We start from the raw sequence: 20,726 nt of genomic DNA, 5'->3' as shown, positions 1-20,726 counted from the left end.
CCTAAGTCATTATACTTAGGGACATTTTTTTATGAATGCTTATAAATAACTTTTTAAAGTTATGTCAAAATGTTGTCTAATGAGTTCTCCATTATTCATATAAAACTCCCAAGCTGTATCTGGCTCACCGATAATTTCAAATGAATCTTCTGTAATATATAAAGCGCAATTATCTTCTAATGCAATACCTTCTATATTACCTTGGTGAGTTTGTAAAAACGTATGGAAGGCATTCATTCTATTTAATTGATTGTAATGGGGGCAAAATCTTTTGTTAACAATACCCCAGCCACTACTTTCTATATAACCGGAACCTTCATAATCTGAACGAATGCTAGATGTGAACCAGCACATAGCACCGGCACTATATCCTGCAATAAGTGTTCCACGTTTTAAAGCAAATAGTAACTTTTCATCTAGTTTATGTTCTTTCCACTGTTCAAGCATGTGAACGTAATTTCCACCGCCAAGGTAAATTAAATCGGCAGAATGAATCATCTCATCTATTTCATATTTAGTAGGTGTTTCGGTTGAAATACGTAAAATTTGAACCTCACAATGTAATTGCTTTTCAAATGTTGCTAAAAATAACTTTATATATCCTTCATCATCACGACTAGCTGTAGGAATGAATAATACTTTTGGGTATTGTTTATTCGTTAATTCTATAAGTCGTTCATTAATATGCAAGTGATTTGGATCTTGTAAATCACCGCCACCAATGACAGCTAATTTCATAGTAAAGCACCACCTAATAATATTTGTTATGTAAAAATTCGATAGTGGGGAGTTACATTCCTTCTGTGATTTAATGAATAAGGGGAAATAAAGTGAACAATATATTGAAATAGCATAAGGATTCGATAGCTGTGGATAGAAAGGAATTAGAAGCAGTTTATCCCGCTATTTGCGGGCAGTAAACTCCCGCCTCAAAATTCGATTGGAGCAAAGCAGTTAGGTGGGAGCCCTGCTGCCCGTAAACGCCCGATTGGTGTGGGCTAATAATCAATGGTGGATGAACAAAATCCCCATTGATTAAAGTTTCACTTTATTGATATATAATACTGGAAAATATTGTTTCAAAATATGGGAACAATATGTTTAAATGAATATAACGACGTACTAATGAATGTTGAAAGAGTATTTATATTTAAAAAGTACAGGGAATACCAAAAGTTTTACAAAAGTGTTTTTTACTTTTTATAGGAACTTATTTTATAATATAGTTAAATTATATTAATATATTTATTAGTGTAGACTAAAAAGAGGGAGCGTGAAAGAGTGGATTTTCGATTTGAGTTCGCAGCGAAGGTGAAAGAATATTTAGATGATGAAAAAGATGAAAAAATAATAAAAGATGGACACAGAGATATAATTTATAAATATTTATATCCGTTAGAGAGTGAAATTGGAATTTTTAAAAACCCTAACTTTACTTTTTTGCATCAGGAAGACGTTCACATATAGTATTAGAAAATATTGAATTTAAAACAGAAGTAAACGTAGAAAGTAATATAATTGAAATTACAAAAATAGTGGATAATGTGGTGATTCCATTAGATACTATCGTAGCTAAAGATCGGGAATTATTTGCACTTGGGCGTAATGAGAAATTTAGTGTGCAAATATTAGAATATTATCTCTATGATACATTTGGAGAGAAGTTAGGTTTACAATGAATCGAACGTGGTACAGATAACTAATTAGTGGAGATTAGGATTCATTTAAGTATCAGTTAATATCATTTATGTTTGACCTTCTATATATTTTATACTACAATCTGTAGTGTGAAAGGGGCCATACGATGTTTACTCAAAACTACAAGTTAAATGAGCAAGGGCTAAATCACTTTTTCGGACCGCTTGAAGCGAAAATAATGGAAATTGTTTGGGCTACTGAGGGTATTACCATTAAAGATGTGCAACAGAGATTAAGTGAAGAATCCCCGGTGAATTTTAATACTGTAATGACAGTTATGAACAGATTAGTAGAGAAAGCACATTTAGAAAAGCATATTGTGAAAAGAAGTGGTATGTATCGTACTACACAAACGAAGGAAGAATTTTTATCTAATCAAACGAAGAAAATGACACAGGAATTAATGGGTGAATTTGGAGATCTTGTTGTGAACCATATGATAGATGAGTTAGAACAAGCTGATCCATCTTTAATAAAAAAATTAGAAGAGAAATTAAGTCGGCTAAAAAAAGAGGACCGATAAAATGAAGTGGCAAATGCGTAAAATCGTTTTGTTAGCAGTGACTATTAGTGTGCTTTTTTTAAGCATGTTAGTATACTACGTTACATACCCATTTCTTTTTCAAAATAAAGCATTTTTCCTTTCTCAATTTTGTTTATTTGAATTACAAAAACATATGAGGGAACTATCAATACTTCGTATAATGATAGCCGGATTACTGTTATTTACTGTAATCATTATGAGTAAAAGAATTTGGAAGCAATTTTTTTATAGTAAAAGATTGAAAAGAAATCTCGTGTCTATTACTAGAAAAGGAAAGCAAGTGTACGTATTATCAACGTTACAGATTACGGCATTTACAATTGGATTATTTCGACCGAAAATTGTCATTTCAGAAGGAATGTTTCAGGCATTTTCTGAGGAAGAAATTGATGCGATTGTATTACATGAGGAATATCATCAAAAAAATCGAGATCCATTAAAGTTATTTTTCTTTACATTGTTAGCTGAGGGAATGATGTATATTCCTATATTAAAAGGGATGTTGCAGCGTTATCATGTATATCAAGAGCTATCAGCAGATAAATATGCGATGCAAAAAATGAAATCTTCATTTGAGCTAGGTAGTGCATTATTAAAGTTAATTAAAATAAAGACGATGGAAAATCAATGTATTACAGCGTCGTTTGCGAAAACCGCAATTAATTTACGAATTGAGCAAGTGTTGAATGAGAAAGTTGTTAAGCTGAATATGCCATTACATACAAATTCAGTATATGTAACGTTAGGGCTATTTTGTATGTCGATTGTACTTATTGTCGGAGAGTGCATATAGCTTCTTTTTTTAATAATTAACACTACGTATTGTAGTGTGTTTAGGAGGGATAAAATGAATGCGGCGGATTTAACAATTTGGCTAGTAGTAGGGGCTGGGATACTTTCATTTATATCACCATGTTCTTTACCGCTATATCCATCTTATTTATCATATATTACAGGTGTGTCTATTCAAGATTTAAAAGAAAATCGTGGGATTATGCAAAAGTCAGCGATTATACATACAGTATTTTTTATGATCGGTTTCTCGGTTATATTTTATGTGTTAGGTTTATCGGTGAGTTGGATTGGGATTACTTTTTCATCTAATCAAAGATTGATTCAGCAAATTGGTGGGGTTTTTATTGTTTTGATGGGGTTATTTATGACTGGATTGTTTCAGCCTAAGTGGCTTATGGCAGAGAAAAAAGTGCAGTATAGAAGTAAATCGACAGGATATATTCGCTCAGTTTTGGTCGGCATGACATATGCAGCAGGATGGACACCGTGTGTTGGTCCGATATTTTCTGCAGTGCTTATGCTCGGGGCGACCAATCCGGAAAGTGCGCTTCTTTATATTACGGCATATACTCTTGGCTTTGCAGTTCCGTTTTTCGTGATGGCATTTTTTATTGGAAAGGTAAAATGGATTGTTACTTATGCCAATGTCATGATGAAAATCGGCGGTGGAATGATGATTTTAACAGGGGTTTTATTATATACAAATCAAATGACGAAAATTACAGCGTTCTTTATTCGTCTATTCGGCGGATTTACGGGATTTTAGAAATGAGGAGGAAGAAAAGTGAAGAAACTAATTGCTATTATACTAGCTGGGGCACTAATTTGGGCCGGAGTTAACTTTTATAATACTAAGAAAGAAGAAAAAGAAAGAAAAGCGAAACAAGCGGAGTTACAAGAGAAGGAAGTATTACCACAAGTGGGATTTAAAGCGCCGAACATAACATTAAAAGGATTAGATGGGAAGCTTTATTCGTTAAATGATGCAAAGGGAAAACCATATGTTATTAATTTTTGGGCATCATGGTGTGGTCCATGTGAAATGGAGGCTCCTGATCTAGTTCGTTTGTATGATAAATATAAGGAGGATGTTGAAATCTTTGCGGTAAATGCAACAATCGGGGATCCAGTACAAGAAGCGAGCGCATTTGCAGATCGTCACGGATTTAAATTTCCTGTTCTATTAGATATGGACGGAGTAGCTGGAATAGATTATAAAGTATTTTCTTTACCAACGACATTTTTTGTTAATAAAGATGGAATTATTGTAGATCATGCACGAGGTGTATTACCTCCAGATCAATTAGAAGAGAAGTTTAAGAAAATAATTGAGAATTAAGAGGGGATTTCATAGTGATGGAGTGGATGGTGAGGTTACAACCCGTTTCTCTTATAATAGGAAGTTTATTTGGATTTACTCTAATGAAACTAAGGATGAAAAAGCAAAATATTCAATATGAAAAAATGATGGATGCAGTAACGAATGGCTTTCTTATCATTGTATTAGTATGGAAATTCGCACCGGCAATTTTAAATCCGGTATGGGCCATTGGGGCGCCAATGCCAGCATTATTAGCTGTAGGAAGTATTCAGCATATTATAGTAGGGTGCGTAATTGCGAGTATATATATTGTTTGGAAAAGTAAAAAAGAGCAATTTTCTCTTCGGATTTTACTTGATACATTACCTTTTGGATTTTGCATGAGTATAATCTTTTATTTTATATTCCATCAAGAAGTAGGTGCACAAACGACACTGCCGTGGGGGATGAAAATATATGAATCAAAATTTTTGTATCATCCTATTTTCATGTATGAGATTATACTCGCACTCGGTATAATTGGCTCGTTATGGATTAAAAATGAAAGATTAGGAAATGGAAAGAATATAATCTTTTTTCTAATTTGCGAGGGAATTGCTCATATCATTATTTCACTTATTAGTGAACAAAATTCAGTTCTAGTTGGTCTTTCAATACAGCAAATAATCAGTTTTTGTGTTATTAGTTTAGGGATTTTGTTAGTACCAAAAAAATAAAAGTAGCCATGCACGGAGAGCATGGCTATTTTTGTATCATCATATGAATTAAAAAATCGGCGGAGTAACAGAAAATAAAACAATCGCATTTTTCTCGAATTGATTTACCCATTTATGTTTTAAATAAGCTGGTATTTTTACGCTATCACCAGTTTCTAATGTGTATTCTTCTTCATTTAAGTGCAATGTGATTTTTCCGTCTAATACAAATGCTAATTCTTCACCTTTATGTTCTAGAACATTTTCTGATGAAGCAGTATTTGGTGGGATAGTCATAATTGCTGTTGCTAAATTTCCTGTGAAATCAGGTGATAACAATTCATATGATAAATTATCGATAATCATTTTTTTTCTTTTATGAGAACGTACAATTAAATCGTCTGTATTATTTTCTTCAAGTAAAAAACTAAATGTTGGAACATCAAGAGCTTTTGCAAGTACCTTTAATGTTTGAATAGAAGGGTTAGCAGAACCACGTTCAATTTGACTAAGCATTGATGGTGTGATTTCGGCCATCTTTGCTAATTCTTTACTAGTTAATCCTTTTTCTTTTCTTTGTTTTTCAATCTTTTTACCAATATCTATATTTTCCATAATAAATGCTCCTTAATAATTATTAAATTATATTTAAATAAATTAAATTTAAATTAACTAAAATGAATTATTTATGTTAAACTATATTAAAATTAATTTAATTATAATTTATTATATGGCTATCTACAAGGATATGAGGAGGAAGAGGAATGAAGGAGATAGAGGCATTAAAAGAGCAATATCCACTAGTAAATAACTTAATCACAACAGAAGAAGTATTTTGGGTAAACCCGAATATGGAAAAGTATGAAACAGCAATAAAAAATTCGCCACTTAATGAAGAACATGTAAAAGATGCGGAAGAGAGATTAAAGCGTTTTGCACCATATATTGCGAAAGTATTTCCTGAAACGAAAGAAACAGGCGGTATTATAGAATCACCTTTAGTGAAAATCTCTTCTATGAAACAATCTTTAGAGAAAAGTTATGGGAAACCTATTTTAGGGGAATTACTATTAAAATGTGATAGCGGGCTTCCGATATCAGGATCAATAAAAGCTAGAGGCGGAATATACGAAGTGCTGAAACATGCAGAGCAACTGGCACTTCAGCATGGAATGTTAACAGGGAAAGATGATTATTCAATTTTAGATAGTGATAGATTTAGAGATTTTTTTGCGAAGTATTCAATTGCAGTAGGTTCTACTGGAAATTTAGGGCTTAGCATCGGTATTATGAGTGCGAAATTAGGTTTCAATGTGACAGTCCATATGTCAGCAGACGCAAAGGAATGGAAAAAAGATTTATTAAGAAGTAAAGGTGTAAACGTTATTGAATATGAAGCTGATTATAGTAAAGCAGTAGAAGAAGGAAGACTGCAAGCAGATGCAGATCCTAGCTGTTATTTTGTTGATGATGAAAACTCACATGATTTATTTTTAGGATACGCAGTAGCAGCGTCACGTTTACAAAAACAATTAGAAGAGTTAGAGATTGTAGTAGATGAAGAATACCCTTTATTCGTTTATCTTCCGTGCGGGGTAGGTGGTGGGCCTGGTGGAGTAGCATTCGGCTTAAAGTTATTGTACAAAGACAATGTGCATTGTTTCTTTGCTGAGCCTACGCACTCTCCGTGTATGTTACTCGGTTTAATGACAGGGCTTCACGATAAAATTGCCGTTCAAGATATCGGAATTGATAATGTAACCGATGCGGATGGACTTGCGGTAGGAAGACCATCTGGATTTGTCGGTAAAACGATGGAACCATTTTTGAGTGGAAATTACACAGTAAGTGATGAGGAGTTATATAGATTATTAAAAGAACTGGCTGATACTGAAAATATTTATTTAGAGCCTTCTGCATTAGCGGGTATGATAGGGCCGTTGAATGTATGTAAAGCTGAAAATGAGTATTTACAAAAACAACAGTTAACAGAGAAGGTGAAGAAAGGTACTCATATTGTGTGGGGAACTGGTGGGAGTATGGTTCCGGAAGACGTGATGAATGGGTATTATAAGAAAGGTTTGGAATTAACGTTAAAATAAAAATGAGGCTATTCACAGCCTCATTTTTTTCATGTGCATAAAATTCTTTGTTATTTTCGCATTAGTTCATTATAGTATAGATATAAAGGATTGCTAATATCGAATAAATATAACAAAAAAGCTTTATTTTACATAATAAGAGGATGTGTATACGATGTCATTACAGACTAAATATATAGCGGGTATTTCGCTTGGGGTTATGGGCGTAGGTTTTGCGGCTTCAATCCCTTTTCAAGGAACGGTAGCTGGAGAAATTATACAAGGTGGATTTGAAGCTGGGTTAGTTGGTGGACTTGCGGATTGGTTTGCGGTTACAGCTTTATTCCGTCATCCGTTGGGAATCCCAATTCCACATACAGCATTATTACCGAAAAATCGTAAGCGGGTAACAAAGGGACTCGTTTCTACGTTAGAAAATGAATGGCTGACGAAAGACAGTATTACAAGTAAAGTAAAAGAAATGCAGCTAGCGCAAATGGTACTGCAAATTGCTGAGAAAGAGTTACAGTCTGATGCTGTGAAAAAAGGAATTGTAACAATTGCTGAGAAAGCGATTCTTCAAATAGATACAGAAAAATTAGCTGTTATTATTGAAAAAGAATTAAAAACGTATTTGCATACAATTAACACAAGTAACATATTACAAGTGCTTGTGGATCAATTAGTAGTGCAAGAATATGATGAAAAAACACTTGATTACATATTAGTAAAAGTGAAAAATTGGACAGCAGAGGATGAAGCACGTTATCAGCTCGGAAGCTTAGGCATGAAGGCGATGGAAAACATAAAAGTAGATGGATTCCTACAGTTTACTTTGAAATCGTTTATGAATATTGTTGATGAGGATAAAATCGGCGGCATTTTGCAGAAGTTTATCATTAGCAATATTAACAGCTTACAAGATGCAGATAATAGCACAAGGCAACTTATATTAGCGAAAATTCGTCAAGAGATTATAAATGTAAAAGAAAATGAATCTTTATTACAGGAATTAGAGAAGTGGAAAGAAAAATGGATTGCAAATTGGGATGCTACTGACAAAATAAAAGAGATGCTAGAGCAAGTACAGAGTAGGGCAGTTACTTTTGTGAAGAATGAAGAATTTGCTGATAAATATGTTGTTCCATTCTTACAAACACAAATGAATAAAATAAAAGAAGACGAACTGACTGTTCAAAAAATAGAAGATTGGTTACAAAAACAAGTTGTTACTATTGTTGAAAAGAATCATTCGAAAATTGGAAAGCTTGTGCAAGAAAACCTTGATAAGTTAGATGATAAAACATTAATCGAAATGATTGAAAATAATGTCGGTAAAGATTTGCAGTGGATTCGTGTGAACGGGGCTGTTTGTGGTTTTATGATTGGATTAGTTTTAGAAGGAATAAAAGCGATTATATGAGAAAAACCTTCCACAATTGTGGAAGGTTTCTTATTTTTCGATAACACTCATATTTATATTATAAGCTTTCTCGATATTTAATTTGTACGTCCCATTTCCTGTTTTTATCGAGTTTTTATACCAATGTTCTTGCCCGTTTAATTCTGGATTTTCTTCTGAAGAATTATTTTCTTTTTTCGTTAAATCTTCTACTTGTTCCCAAGGTGTGTTCCCGTGAGTTTCTTTTTTGTTTGTTATGGCGATTAAAGATACATCACTTTCTTTTACTAAATGAACAGATACATTTGAACTTTCTTGTACAAACCAATTATTTTGTAATTGACCTGGATAAAGAGATAGTTCGTTATTTGAAGCGCGGATCTCTACATTTTTATTTTGCGGAAGAACGAGTGTTTGTTTCATCTGTGGTGTTGAGTTAAATAACGTATGCTGAACCGGTAATGATTTTAAAGTTATATACATCGTTTCTCCAGCTGTTTGAACTGAAAGGAAATCCTCTTGTTTTAAATTGAGTTTTTCATTTGCTTTCGTCGTCATTTCATATGTTCCAAGAAGATGAATTTGATTTGTATTATTTCCCTCTATCGTTAGAGGGTGATGCCCCGCATCCACTACAATTTTTTTGATAGATTCAGGTATATCAAGTTGTCCGTCTGGAATATTACTCGTTTGCCTAGTTGTGTTAATAGAATGACGAACTTCTTCTAGTAATCCAGTTGATAATAAACAGTAAAAAGCAATTCCAACGCTTCCTAAAACTCCGATAAAGAAAATACTAAAAATATCATATTTAATAAATGAATGTTCCTTCTTAGAAAATAGAAGGTATAGTAAAACTTCAGCGCCAAGTATGATAAGTAAAACAGGCCACCAGGCTGTTAATGTATCTAATGCTTGAACGCCTTTTACGACTGAAAATAGTAAAAAGCAACCTAATAAAATAATTGAAATCCCCATCGAGAATGTTCCAACGCGCCATGTTCTCATTCTTTTGTACCACCTTTGTTTTCTTTATTTCCAAGTAACAATTTAAAGCCGCCACCAATTAAAAAGAGAGCAACGATAGATGTTTGGAAATAGCGATAATATAGTTCGCTAAGATGAATATTAAATATAGTTGCAAAGTAGTCATTCAAAATAGGAAGGACTGTTTGATCTAATAAATAATAACCACCGAGTGTAATTAATCCGATACCGATCCATCTTTGATGATTTATAAAATAATCTATGATAGGTTCGTCATTAACACGTTCTTTTCCGTATTTTGCAGTTTGCTGTAACGCATCAAAAAAGCTATAGAACCAAATAATTGGTACTAAAAATAAAAACGCAGAAAGTCTTAATAAGTCGAGCAAATAAATAGATAGTAAAAAGGCTGCCATAAGCTGGAGACCACGGCGCTGTAAGCCTAAATACATATGTCCTGCTCCAGGAAACATTGCTAAAATGGAAGCGAATGTTTTATTTTTCTTTCCTTGTTCTCGGTGCTCTTCAAATTCTTCAAAAATAGTCCGATCAACTAATTGCTCTCCGCGTTCTTTTTTCTGTAGTTGTTGAACAACGTCGAAGAAGTTATAAATCCATAAAACAGGTAACGTAATAAGGAAGATAAGGAAACTTCCTTGAGATGTTAAGAGTGCAACGAATATAATCATACTTCCGATTCCTGTGCAAGCGACTAAAAATGTAAGTCCGCGTTGCATAAGTCCTAATTGAAAATGACCAAGCCCAGGAATGATTGATAGAAGAATGATATAAAATCGTTCGCTTTCTTTAGAGGACTCTGTAAATTCTCCGGCTGCTTGTTTTTTCGATTGGTTAATAATAGTGATAACTAAATCTAATAAATTGATCGCCCATAACACGACTAGTAAAAATAGAGAAAGAAAAGCAATATCACGCGCTCCTAATGCTATTGTACAAAATGCTGCAAAGATAAATAGAAATAAAGCCCCTCCGCTATATAAAATAAACCGTCCTATCTTTTTTAAATATAAATGTCCAAGCCCAGGAATTAGCCCTAACACAAGTGCTAAAAAGGGATTTTTATTCATGCTTTGAACCTCCGTCCTTTTTTGATGTGTCTACCGATTTGTTTACAATTTGTTGTGAGATAGAAGACTCGTTATGTTTTGAAGATTTCTCGAAATTTGATGTCGCTGTGAAAATATACTGGAATAAACCACTTACCATAAAAATAATTGTAGCCGCAGTCGCAATTATGTAGTGAATAATTGTGCGCTTTAGTGAGTTTGTTTTTATATTTTCATTAGGCTGTAACGTTTCAAAATTAATTTGCGTCATAACTTCGTTCGTAAATGAATCATCATTTATCATTGGAAGGTTTTCATGTTGTTCATCAATACTTTCCATATAAAGTGCTAAACAATGATCACATTCATAAAGATGTTCTTCCATAGATTCACGTTCATTGTTTGATATAACATCTAATGTATAATTGCGCCAATCTTCTTTTGAATAATGCATCATAGAAACTCTTCCTCCTTCCAATGTTTTTTAATCCATTTTCTTGCCCGATACAGTTTCATTTCGACTGTTTTCACTTCAATATTTTCTTGCAAAGCAATTTCTTGATAACTTTTTTCTTCTAAGTAATGTGCGAGAACGACGTCACGGTAATTGTCGGGAAGTTCTCGCAGTTTTTGAGCAATGAGTAATTTTTGCTCTTTCGTCAATAATAATGCCTCGATATTATGAGAGGATTTTATATTTTCCGCAGTTTCTTTACATAAGGAGAGTTCTTCGTTTTCTCTAGCTTTTTTTCTCTTATAATCAATAGCGTGATTGGTGGCAATACGTGCCATCCACGTTTTTAATCCGCGAAATTGATAATTTGGGAGAGAGGCGTGAATTTTTACGAATACTTCTTGTGTAACATCTTTAGCATCTTCTTCATGTCTTAAAATAGAAAAGATAACTTGAAAAATATAATGACGATATGTTTGTACAAGGATACGAAAAGCATGTTCGCTTCCTTGTTGTGCTTTTTCAACTAATTGTTTTTCCTCAATCGGTCTCTCCCTCCTTTTTGACGCATTCTATTATATAGACGTAAGAAATGATAAGTCACCCTACACATGTTATAAAAAAAGAATAATATATTTTTAGCAGGAGGGCTATATGAAAAAGGTGTGAAAAAATGGTAAAGAGAAGTATATAATGAGCAAAGAGGAAATGCTACATGGAGAAAGGATGTGAATGTTAGTAGGATAAGGTCCATACTAACAAACATGAAAATTAAAATATTAATAGCCGATGATAATTCTTTTATTAGAGAAGGTATGAAAATTATTTTAAATACATATGAAGAGTTTGAAGTATTAGATACCGTAAATGATGGAAAAGAAGCTGTAGCGTATTGTAAAAAGTATGAAGTTGATATTGCGCTTTTAGATGTTCGTATGCCAAACATGAACGGGGTAGAGGCGACGAAGTTAATTTGTGAAGAGACAAAAACGAAGCCTCTCATTTTAACGACATTTGATGATGATGAATATATTTTGGACGCAGTAAAAAACGGAGCGAAAGGTTATTTATTAAAAAATAATGATCCGGAGCGTATTCGTGATGCGATAAAAGGAGTTTATAACGGTCAAACTGTTATGCAAGATGTAGTGCTTGATAAAATTAAGTCTAATTTAATGGAAAGTAAAGAGGAAGAATCTAAAATTGATAAGAGCCTTTTCACAGAAAGAGAGCTTAGTATTATCGCATTAATTGCGAAAGGTTTCTCAAATAAAGAAATTTCGAAGCAACTTTTCATATCTGAAGGAACGATTGCAAATTATATTACATCAGTTTTAGGGAAAACTGGACTAGAACATCGCACGCAAATTGCGATTTATTACTTAACAGGGAAAGTAGATTAATGTTATGGAATTTTGGTTAACTGTAAGTAAACTTATTGTCTTTTTATATATAGTGTTTAGCTACATTCATTTAAATGTTACGAACTTACCATGGATTATACTTACTTTGCTTTTATATCTTTCTGTAAACGTGTTGATCTCTATATTTAAAAAAGATACGTACAAAAACATATTAACTTGTGTGTCAATTGGCGTAGTTATGTTATTTGCATGGAAGATTCATCCGTTTTTTATTTTGTTTTTACCTTTGAACTTATATGAAATTGCAAATTATTACATAAAAAAGAAATGGTTAATCTTTTTCATTATGATTCTTCCTATTATTTTTATAGGTGAAGGTATTCAGATGACGTATGGACTTATTAGTGCATTTTGTTTTTTTCCTTAACGATAGCTCACCGCTATATAGTACGATTATTAAAACTAGAAATGCAAAATGATAAAATGAGAAAAGACATACAAAGACTTACGAAAAGCTTAAATGAAAATAAAGATTACATAAGGCAATCTGAATACACATTTAAATTAGAGGAAAGAAATCGACTATCTCAAGAAATTCATGATAAAATCGGTCACTCAATGACAGGTGCACTAATTCAAATGGAAGCAGCGAAGAGATTAATGGAAATAGATAAAGTGAAATCTGCTGAGTTATTACAAAATGCCATTCATATTTCAAAAGATGGCATTGAAAGCATTCGGATTACATTAAAAAATATGAAGCCACCAACTGAGCAAATTGGCATTCATCGTATGAAATTATTCATAGAGGAATTTGCCGGTAAGCATGATATGAATATTCCTTTCGTTTATAAAGGTAACTTAGATATGATTTCTCCCATTCAGTGGAAAATTGTCGGTGAAAACGTTACAGAGGCGTTAACAAATGCGATGAAATACGCTGATGCGACAGTCATTTCAATCGATATTCATGTACTGAACAAGATGGTGAAAGTACAAGTGAAGGATAATGGTAAAGGTGCAGCTCTTGTTAAGAAAGGTCTCGGTATTATGGGGATGGAGGAGCGAACAGCGTCTGTAAACGGAAAAATTATTGTAGATGGAACAAGTGGTTTTTCAGTAACAATGTTATTGCCGATATAAGAGGATGAGACGAGGATGAATCATCTCATATGAAAAAAGTGAATAATCTCATGTGAAAAGGGTGAACTTCTGCACTGAGCAGGTTCATTCTTTTTGTTTATAATAAAAGCAGAGAAACCGAAATAGGGGTGAAATGATGAACACATTGGAAATTAAAAATTTAACGAAAAAATTTGGTGACTTCATCGCAGTAGATAATATGTCTTTATCTATTAAAGAAGGAGAGATATTTGGCTTTTTAGGATCAAATGGTGCTGGTAAAAGTACAACGATTAATATGATTGCTGGTTTGTTAAGAAGTAATGAAGGTGAAATTAGCATACTAGGAAAAAATATAAAGAAACATAATCGATTTGCGAAAATGAATATCGGTATCGTTCCGCAAGATATTGCGATTTATGAAGAGTTAACTGCCTATGAAAATGTGAAATTCTTTGCTGGATTGTATGGATTACGAGGAGCCGAGCTAAAAGCGAGAGTAGAGGAAGCACTTCAATTTGTAGGCCTTAGTGATAAACATAAAAGTTATCCGAAAAACTTTTCTGGCGGGATGAAACGAAGACTGAATATCGCTTGTGCAATCGCTCATAGACCGAAGTTAATTATTATGGATGAACCGACAGTTGGAATTGATCCGCAGTCAAGGAACTACATTCTTCAGTCTGTCCGAAAATTAAATGAAATGGGAAGTACGATTATTTATACGAGTCACTACATGGAAGAAGTAGAAGAGATTTGTACGAAAATAGCAATTGTCGATCACGGTAAAGTAATTGCAGAAGGAACGAAAGAACAGTTAAAAGCGATTATTACAGATACGAAAGATATTTGGATTGAAGTAAAGTCAGTAGAAAATTTAGATGTAGAAAATTTAAAAGAGATAAATGGTGTGAAAGCTGTTCAAATTGAAGAGAACGTAATCAAGGTAAACTCGGATGCAGGATTAAATAATTTAAATAAAATTATTCAGCATTTCATTAATCATGACATTGAAATTCGTTCGTTAGAGGAGCAGGCTCCAAACTTAGAAACAGTATTTCTTACGTTAACTGGAAGAAACTTACGAGATAAATAAAGGTAAATGAAGAAAAGGTAAAGGGAGGTTCATCAATTGAACATCTTTAACATTGCAGTGATGCACATTAAAAGAGATTTCAGGGACGTAAGAACTTTAGTTTTTATGTTAGCATTTCCGATTGTACTTATGCTTGTGTTAGGAACAGCGTTAACGAATGCATTTAATAGCGATAGTCAATCGTTTAAGGATATACAAGTGCTATATAAAGATGAAGCAAGTAGCACGTTTTCTCAATCATTTGAAGCATTTACGAAAGAAGTCGATAAATCAGGTATTCATTTTAAAAAAGCTTCCGAAGGTATAGATGGGAAAGAAGAAGTGAAGCAAAATAAATATGCTGCTTATGTAGAGTTAAATAAAGATGGTGCAAAATTTTATGGAAGTGACAAAAGTAGTATTGAGGGAAGTATTGTGGAAGGCATGCTTACAACATTTGTTGATAAGTACAACGTAGTGGCCGAAGTTGCAAAAGTAGATCCGAGTAAGGTTAGCGCAGTTATTTCAAATGGAAATCATAATGATTATATTAAAGAAACATCTTTACAAGCTGCTAAAAAACCAGGTTCTATGGATTACTATGCGGTTGTAATGACGACGATGATTGCACTGTACGCTGCAATGGGGGCGAGTTTTTTAATTCGAGGAGAACGAATACGTAAAACAGGAGATCGTTTAATTGCAGCACCTATAAGTAAGGCTGAAATTTTCATTGGGAAAGTGCTCGGTAGTCTTGTAGCGAATGCACTTTGTCTATTACTTGTCGTTTTATTTAGTAAATTTGTTTTTCAAGCGAATTGGGGCGACCATATTGGAATCATATTTATTATTTTACTAACAGAAGTCTTTTTAGCAATTAGCTTCGGTTTAGGAATCGGATATATTACAAAAACAGGTGAGGCATCTAGAGCGATTATTATGGTTGTTGTGCAATTAGCGTCTATTTTGGGTGGTGCGTATTTCGTAGTGGAAGAAAATTCCGTTACGAATTTATCACCATTAACGTGGGCAAACACAGCTATTATGAAAATTATTTATGCAAATGATGTAGGAGCGGCACTGCCGGTAATATCTTTAAATCTTGGGATTTCAGCAATCTTCTTATTAATTGCGATTATTGCATTACGTAGACGGGAGGGGCTATAGTATGAAAGATATTTTATGGCTCATACAAAAGACGTTATCTGTGCTTCTGAAAAATAAAAAGGGGTTACTCATTATTATTAGCTTGCCGATAATAGGAACGCTTATTTCCTTTTCGATATATGGGAATGTAGGGCAAGGAACGTTAAATATTGGGGTTATAAATAAAGAAAATCAACCTATCGCAAATGATACAGTGAAATTTTTAGAAGGACTCAATCATGTAAATGTTAGTAAAATTAAGGAATCTGAAGTGGAAGATAAACTCACTTCAAAAAAACTTGATGGTGTTATTACATTACAGTCGGGTTTTTCTGAAAGTGTTCGAGAAGGGAAACCGAGTCATATTGAGATTTCATCGATTAAAGGCGATCAAGTAACAGGATTTATAAAATCGTATTTATATAACTATGTTGATAACATCGCTGCGATTAGTAAAGTGGCAGGGGCCGATCAAAGTACGTTTAATAGTATGTACGCTGGTTATCAAAAAAGTTCATTTAAAGTAAAGTCTGAGACACTTGAAGATACTTCAAAAAATAAAGATATGACAAATCAAACGATGGGTTATCTTATTATGTTTATGTTATTTTCAGCAGCGAACTTATCAGGATTTATCTTAAAAGAAAAAGAGAATAGAACGTACTTTAGATTATTATCAACGCCGATAGATGGGAAGAAATTTATATTATCTAATGTTGCAGTAAATATGATGATATTAACAATACAAATTGTCATTGCAGTCTTATTTATGACGAATGTTTTTCACACAACTATAAATATGCCTTTCATAGTTATGATTGGTGTGCTTATGATATTCGCTTTAATTGCAATTGGTTTATCATTAGTCATTGTGTCTTTTTCAAAAAGTTCAACTGCTTCAAATGCAATGCAAAATATAGTAATAGTACCAACATGTTTACTTGCTGGATGTTATTTCCCGTACGACATTATGCCGAAAGCAGTACAAAAAGTAGCTGATTTCCTTCCACAGCGTTGGTTACTAGATACGATTTCAAAACTACAGCAAGGCATTCCATTTTCTGAGTTGTATTTAAATATTTTAATTTTATTCGCTTTCGCGATAGCATTCTTCTTAATTGCTATTTATAAGTTTGGAAGAAATAATGATGCGAGGAACTTTGTTTAATGAAAAAGGGTGTGGCGTAAATGCCACGCCTTTTTTGTTCGTAATTAAAAGTAAGGAATACATTTCGTATGAAAAAGTAATTTAATGAAACACTACGAAATAGTAAGTAATATGATCGGAAGGAAATCAAAATGATTAAAAAGATATTGCGAGTTACTTCTATTATTATTGCTATTTTCGTTGTTATTTTAATTTGGATGCATATTGACGTTACTCTCGGAAGGAAGATGGAAGCTGGGAAAAACATGCCGACAGAGTATGCGTCTCATTATAGTGATTTTCAATTATATGTAGAAGGGAAGTCGTTTTATAAACAGTTATTTACTGATATAAGGGAAGCGAAAAGTTCCATTTACACTTATTTTTTCATTTTGTCGGATGATAAAAGTAGCCATACTTTTTTAAACTTATTAAAAGAGAAAGCGAAAGAAGGAGTAAACGTATATTTATCGGTTGATTTAATTAATGATTTATCATTTGAAAGAAAGATGAAAAAAGAATTACAAGAAAGTGGTGTTCATTTTACATACAGTAGAAAACAAGAATTGCCATTCGGATTTTATTCAATTCACCATCGTAATCATCGTCGTATTACGACGATTGATGGGGAGATTGGCTATACGGGTGGCTTTAATATAGGAGATGAATATTTAGGGAAAGATAAGAAATTTGGATACTGGCGTGATTATCATGTACGACTCAGAGGAGAAGGAGCGAAAGATTTAGAAGAGCAGTTTGCTTTAGATTGGAAACGAGACACGAAAGAGGATATAAAGAGGAGTACGAATAAGGCTAGTAAAGGGAATACGTTACATACAATGGCTAGTTACAATGGGCATCACGTCGCTGAAAAATATGTAGAGTTAATAAAACAAGCGAAGCATTCGATTGTCATTACGACGCCATATTTTATAGCGAAAAATAAAGGGTTAATGAACGCTTTAATCGCGGCGCAGAAACGTGGTGTTACAGTAAAAATACTTTGGTCATATAAACCAGACATTCCTCTCATTAAAGAGGCGGCATATCCATACATACGTCAAGCTGTTAATAATGGGATTACTGTATACGGTTATAAAAAAGGTATGTTTCATGGAAAGTTAATGCTGATTGATAATGAATTAACCGTTATTGGTACAACAAACTTTACTGCGCGTAGCTTCTATATAAATGATGAGATGAATTTGTATATTCATGGTGGTCCTATCGTAGCGCAAGTAAATGAGGCGTTAACGCAAGACATTGGTGATTCGAAAGAGATGACAGAAACATTTTTTGACAACTTATCTTTCTGGGAGCGTTGTAAGGAGAAAGTAGTTGGATGGGTTGATTTTTATTTGTGACGATTAACGAACAAAGGGTGTCTATAAAAGGCACCCTTTGTTAATGGAAAATACTATTTTTCATGCACAAGCATCGAAACATCATCATTAATCAACGTCCCAACATGTTCACCTAAACAAATTCTTTTCATAACACCAGGCTCATCAAAGTTAAAGACGTGTGCCGGTAAATTATAATCTCGGGCAAGTAATAAAGCTGCTTGATCCATTACTTGTATGTTTTGCCTAACAATATCGTTATAGTTCAGTTTGCTGTACATTTTCGCTGATTTGTTATGTTTCGGATCACTTGTAAAGACACCGTCTACTCCTTGTTTTGCGACTAAAATGGCGTCGCTATTCATTTCAATGGCTCTTTGTACACTTGGGTAATCTGTTGTAACGAATGGTTGCCCGTTACCACCACCGAATATGACAACATAACCGTTATCTAAATGATGTACTGCACGTAGGCGAATATATGGTTCAGCTACTGCATTAAAAGGGATGGAAGTCATAACGCGTACTTCTCTATCTGTTTTACTTGTTAAAACGCCGCGAAGCATTAAGCTGTTAATAATCGTACCTAGCGTACCGATATTATCAGCTTCTACACGATCAATTCCCCATTCTTCAGCTAGATGACCTCTGAAAATATTACCGCCGCCGATGACAATGGATACTTCGATATCTAGGTCAATAATGGATATTATTTCGTTTGCGATATGTTCTAATCGTTTGGAGTTAAAGCTATTTCCAGATTGATCAGCGAGTGCGCCGCCACTTAGTTTAATTAAGACGCGTTTATATGGTTTCATAACAATTCCCCCTATATAGATTGCAATAAAAAAGGAACAAAGGCGAATGCCTTTGTTCCTTCGTAAGAAAATGAAATAGAAAAGAAATAGATATGATGAACTTCTTCACGTGATTTTTCATAACATCCACTCCTTTTCATCCCCATTTATTTAGAATACGTATATCTTTTAGATTATACGAAATAATCTGATGTTTTATCAAGGTTATTTTATTTCTTTTTTATAAAAAAGTGTCAATGAATATTATAAGAAATAAATTTGAATTTTTTGTGACGAACTTGTAGGTTTTTGTATGATTTTGTAGGTTCGCATATATGATGTGTGAGTAAGCTTTTATAAATACGAAATGAAAGCGTTCGCATAAAAGGGGATGAACATAAATGAAAAAATTCGGATTGGCAACACAAATTTTTGTCGCGCTTGTTTTAGGGATTGTAGTAGGGGCAGTCTTTTATGGCAATAAAACGGCGATTTCTTATATCACACCAATTGGGGATATATTTATTCACTTAATTAAGATGATTGTAGTACCAATTGTTATTTCAGCATTAATTGTTGCGGTAGCTGGTGTAGGTGATATGAAAAAGCTTGGGAAACTGGGCGGTAAGACAATTCTTTATTTCGAAATTATTACGACGATTGCTATTTTAATGGGATTACTTGCAGCAAATATATTCCAACCAGGTACTGGCGTTGATATGAGTAATTTACAGCAAAGTGATATTTCTTCTTATAAACAAACAGCAGATGCAACAGAGAAGAAAGGCTTTGCAGAAACGATTGTTCATATTGTACCGAAAAATATATTTGAGTCTATTACACAAGGTGACTTATTACCGATTATATTCTTCTCAGTACTATTCGGTTTAGGAGTTGCAGCAATCGGAGAAAAAGGAAAGCCTGTTTTTAACTTTTTTGAAGGTGTGCTCGAAGCGATGTTCTGGGTTACAAATCAAGTGATGAAATTCGCACCATTTGGTGTATTCGCATTAATTGCTGTTACGGTTGCAAAATTTGGTGTAGCAACACTACTTCCTTTAGGAAAACTAGTGCTAGCTGTATACGTAACTGTTATACTATTCGTTGTGATTGTATTAGGTATTAATGCGCGAATGGTTGGAGTAAATATTTTTACATTAATGAAAATTTTAAAAGAAGAACTTATTCTTTCATTTACGACAGCAAGTTCAGAAGCTGTTTTACCTAATATAATGAGAAAAATGGAAGAGTTCGGTTGTCCAAAGGCAGTTGCCTCTTTCGTAATTCCGACAGGTTATACATTTAACTTGACTGGATCAGCTATTTATCAAGCGTTAGCGGCATTGTTTGTTGCACAAATGTACGGTGTACACATGTCACTGACGGAGCAAATAACGCTATTATTCGTTCTCATGTTAACATCCAAAGGTATGGCGGGAGTTCCGGGTGCATCATTCGTTGTTGTATTAGCGACGTTAGGATCAATGGGCTTACCGCTAGAAGGCATCGCATTAATTGCGGGAATTGACCGCATTTTAGATATGATTCGCTCAGCTGTCAATGTATTAGGAAATGCATTAGCTGCCATTGTTATGTCGAAGTGGGAAGGCGAATTCGATGATGAGAAAGCAAAACAATATGTAGAAACGGTCAAACAAACAAAAGCAGCGTAAGAGATTGTTAAGGAG

The 20,726-nt window shown here is 33.6% G+C and carries 20 protein-coding genes and 2 pseudogenes; 15 read left to right on the top strand and 7 right to left on the bottom strand.

All coding sequences use genetic code 11. The annotated features are described in order from the left end of the window. Positions 1-39: 39 nt before the first annotated feature. Entirely contained in the window at positions 40-738 is a 699-nt protein-coding gene (locus JFU18_RS06785; RefSeq protein WP_201033601.1) for a peptidase E, read from the bottom strand. 543 nt (positions 739-1,281) lie between these two features. Here JFU18_RS06785 and JFU18_RS06780 point away from each other — a divergent pair. From JFU18_RS06780 to JFU18_RS06755, 6 genes and pseudogenes are all read left to right on the top strand, one after another. Then, positions 1,282-1,679: pseudogene (locus tag JFU18_RS06780) on the top strand (DUF3942 family protein). 125 nt (positions 1,680-1,804) lie between these two features. Then, positions 1,805-2,221, top strand: coding sequence for a BlaI/MecI/CopY family transcriptional regulator (locus tag JFU18_RS06775; protein WP_002031086.1), 417 nt, complete (start codon positions 1,805-1,807; stop codon positions 2,219-2,221). Position 2,222: 1 nt separating this feature from the next. After that, entirely contained in the window at positions 2,223-3,035 is an 813-nt protein-coding gene (locus tag JFU18_RS06770) for a M56 family metallopeptidase (protein ID WP_002012264.1), read from the top strand. A 54-nt stretch (positions 3,036-3,089) separates the two neighbouring features. Then, positions 3,090-3,803, top strand: coding sequence for a cytochrome c-type biogenesis protein CcdA (gene ccdA, locus JFU18_RS06765; RefSeq protein ID WP_050000188.1), 714 nt, complete (start codon positions 3,090-3,092; stop codon positions 3,801-3,803). Between the two features lie 18 nt (positions 3,804-3,821). Further along, complete coding sequence (locus JFU18_RS06760; protein ID WP_002031090.1) at positions 3,822-4,376, top strand: TlpA family protein disulfide reductase; 555 nt, start codon at positions 3,822-3,824, stop codon at positions 4,374-4,376. Positions 4,377-4,390: 14 nt separating this feature from the next. Beyond that, on the top strand, positions 4,391-5,074 hold the full coding sequence (locus JFU18_RS06755; protein ID WP_201033602.1) for a prolipoprotein diacylglyceryl transferase family protein: 684 nt from the start codon (positions 4,391-4,393) through the stop codon (positions 5,072-5,074). Positions 5,075-5,122: 48 nt separating this feature from the next. Here the strand turns inward: JFU18_RS06755 and JFU18_RS06750 are convergent, their stop codons facing one another. Further along, positions 5,123-5,668: a helix-turn-helix domain-containing protein gene (locus tag JFU18_RS06750; protein ID WP_002012259.1), complete on the bottom strand. Its 546-nt coding sequence runs from the start codon at positions 5,666-5,668 to the stop codon at positions 5,123-5,125. 149 nt (positions 5,669-5,817) lie between these two features. On the opposite strand from JFU18_RS06750, the gene JFU18_RS06745 reads away from it, so the two are divergent. Together JFU18_RS06745 and JFU18_RS06740 are read left to right on the top strand one after the other, a co-directional pair. Further along, positions 5,818-7,155 carry a D-serine ammonia-lyase gene (locus JFU18_RS06745; protein ID WP_201033603.1) on the top strand — a complete coding sequence of 446 codons (1,338 nt, stop codon included), beginning with the start codon at positions 5,818-5,820 and terminating at the stop codon, positions 7,153-7,155. 154 nt (positions 7,156-7,309) lie between these two features. Further along, on the top strand, positions 7,310-8,557 hold the full coding sequence (locus tag JFU18_RS06740; RefSeq protein WP_201033604.1) for a DUF445 domain-containing protein: 1,248 nt from the start codon (positions 7,310-7,312) through the stop codon (positions 8,555-8,557). Between the two features lie 30 nt (positions 8,558-8,587). Here JFU18_RS06740 and exsE read toward each other — a convergent pair whose 3' ends face one another. The 4 genes from exsE to JFU18_RS06720 are packed head-to-tail and all read right to left on the bottom strand — an operon-like array spanning position 8,588 to position 11,532. Then, on the bottom strand, positions 8,588-9,544 hold the full coding sequence (exsE, locus tag JFU18_RS06735) for an exosporium protein ExsE (protein WP_085310314.1): 957 nt from the start codon (positions 9,542-9,544) through the stop codon (positions 8,588-8,590). Further along, positions 9,541-10,611 (bottom strand): hypothetical protein, encoded by a 1,071-nt coding sequence (locus tag JFU18_RS06730; RefSeq protein ID WP_085310316.1) that lies wholly within the window; start codon positions 10,609-10,611, stop codon positions 9,541-9,543. Before JFU18_RS06730 ends, exsE begins: the two co-directional genes overlap by 4 nt. Further along, entirely contained in the window at positions 10,604-11,047 is a 444-nt protein-coding gene (locus JFU18_RS06725) for a hypothetical protein (protein WP_002126705.1), read from the bottom strand. Before JFU18_RS06725 ends, JFU18_RS06730 begins: the two co-directional genes overlap by 8 nt. Further along, on the bottom strand, positions 11,044-11,532 hold the full coding sequence (locus JFU18_RS06720; protein WP_080019334.1) for an RNA polymerase sigma factor: 489 nt from the start codon (positions 11,530-11,532) through the stop codon (positions 11,044-11,046). The genes JFU18_RS06725 and JFU18_RS06720 overlap by 4 nt, the downstream gene beginning before the upstream one ends. A 276-nt stretch (positions 11,533-11,808) precedes the next feature. Between JFU18_RS06720 and JFU18_RS06715 the strand changes: the two genes are divergently transcribed. From JFU18_RS06715 to cls, 6 genes and pseudogenes are all read left to right on the top strand, one after another. Then, entirely contained in the window at positions 11,809-12,447 is a 639-nt protein-coding gene (locus JFU18_RS06715; RefSeq protein ID WP_002012250.1) for a response regulator transcription factor, read from the top strand. A 4-nt stretch (positions 12,448-12,451) separates the two neighbouring features. Continuing rightward, a pseudogene (locus JFU18_RS06710) lies at positions 12,452-13,551 on the top strand (sensor histidine kinase). Between the two features lie 136 nt (positions 13,552-13,687). Next, entirely contained in the window at positions 13,688-14,626 is a 939-nt protein-coding gene (locus JFU18_RS06705; RefSeq protein ID WP_002086377.1) for an ABC transporter ATP-binding protein, read from the top strand. A gap of 36 nt (positions 14,627-14,662) precedes the next feature. After that, entirely contained in the window at positions 14,663-15,772 is a 1,110-nt protein-coding gene (locus JFU18_RS06700) for an ABC transporter permease (RefSeq protein ID WP_201033606.1), read from the top strand. A gap of 1 nt (position 15,773) precedes the next feature. Further along, a complete protein-coding gene (locus tag JFU18_RS06695) occupies positions 15,774-16,919 on the top strand; it encodes an ABC transporter permease (protein WP_201033607.1) in 1,146 nt (381 codons plus the stop codon). 131 nt (positions 16,920-17,050) lie between these two features. Then, entirely contained in the window at positions 17,051-18,262 is a 1,212-nt protein-coding gene (gene cls, locus JFU18_RS06690; protein ID WP_201033608.1) for a cardiolipin synthase, read from the top strand. Between the two features lie 53 nt (positions 18,263-18,315). On the opposite strand, the gene pyrH is transcribed toward cls, so the two are convergent. Continuing rightward, positions 18,316-19,059, bottom strand: a complete 744-nt coding sequence (pyrH, locus tag JFU18_RS06685) for a UMP kinase (RefSeq protein ID WP_002012233.1) — start codon at positions 19,057-19,059, stop codon at positions 18,316-18,318. Positions 19,060-19,439: 380 nt separating this feature from the next. Here pyrH and JFU18_RS06680 point away from each other — a divergent pair, with 380 nt between their 5' ends. After that, positions 19,440-20,711 (top strand): cation:dicarboxylate symporter family transporter, encoded by a 1,272-nt coding sequence (locus tag JFU18_RS06680; protein ID WP_002086365.1) that lies wholly within the window; start codon positions 19,440-19,442, stop codon positions 20,709-20,711. Positions 20,712-20,726 lie beyond the last annotated feature (15 nt).

The organism is Bacillus sp. TH22 (assembly GCF_016651015.1).
In the GTDB taxonomy this organism is placed as follows: Bacteria; Bacillota; Bacilli; order Bacillales; family Bacillaceae_G; genus Bacillus_A; species Bacillus_A mycoides.
This window is presented reverse-complemented; position numbering and strand designations above follow the sequence as displayed.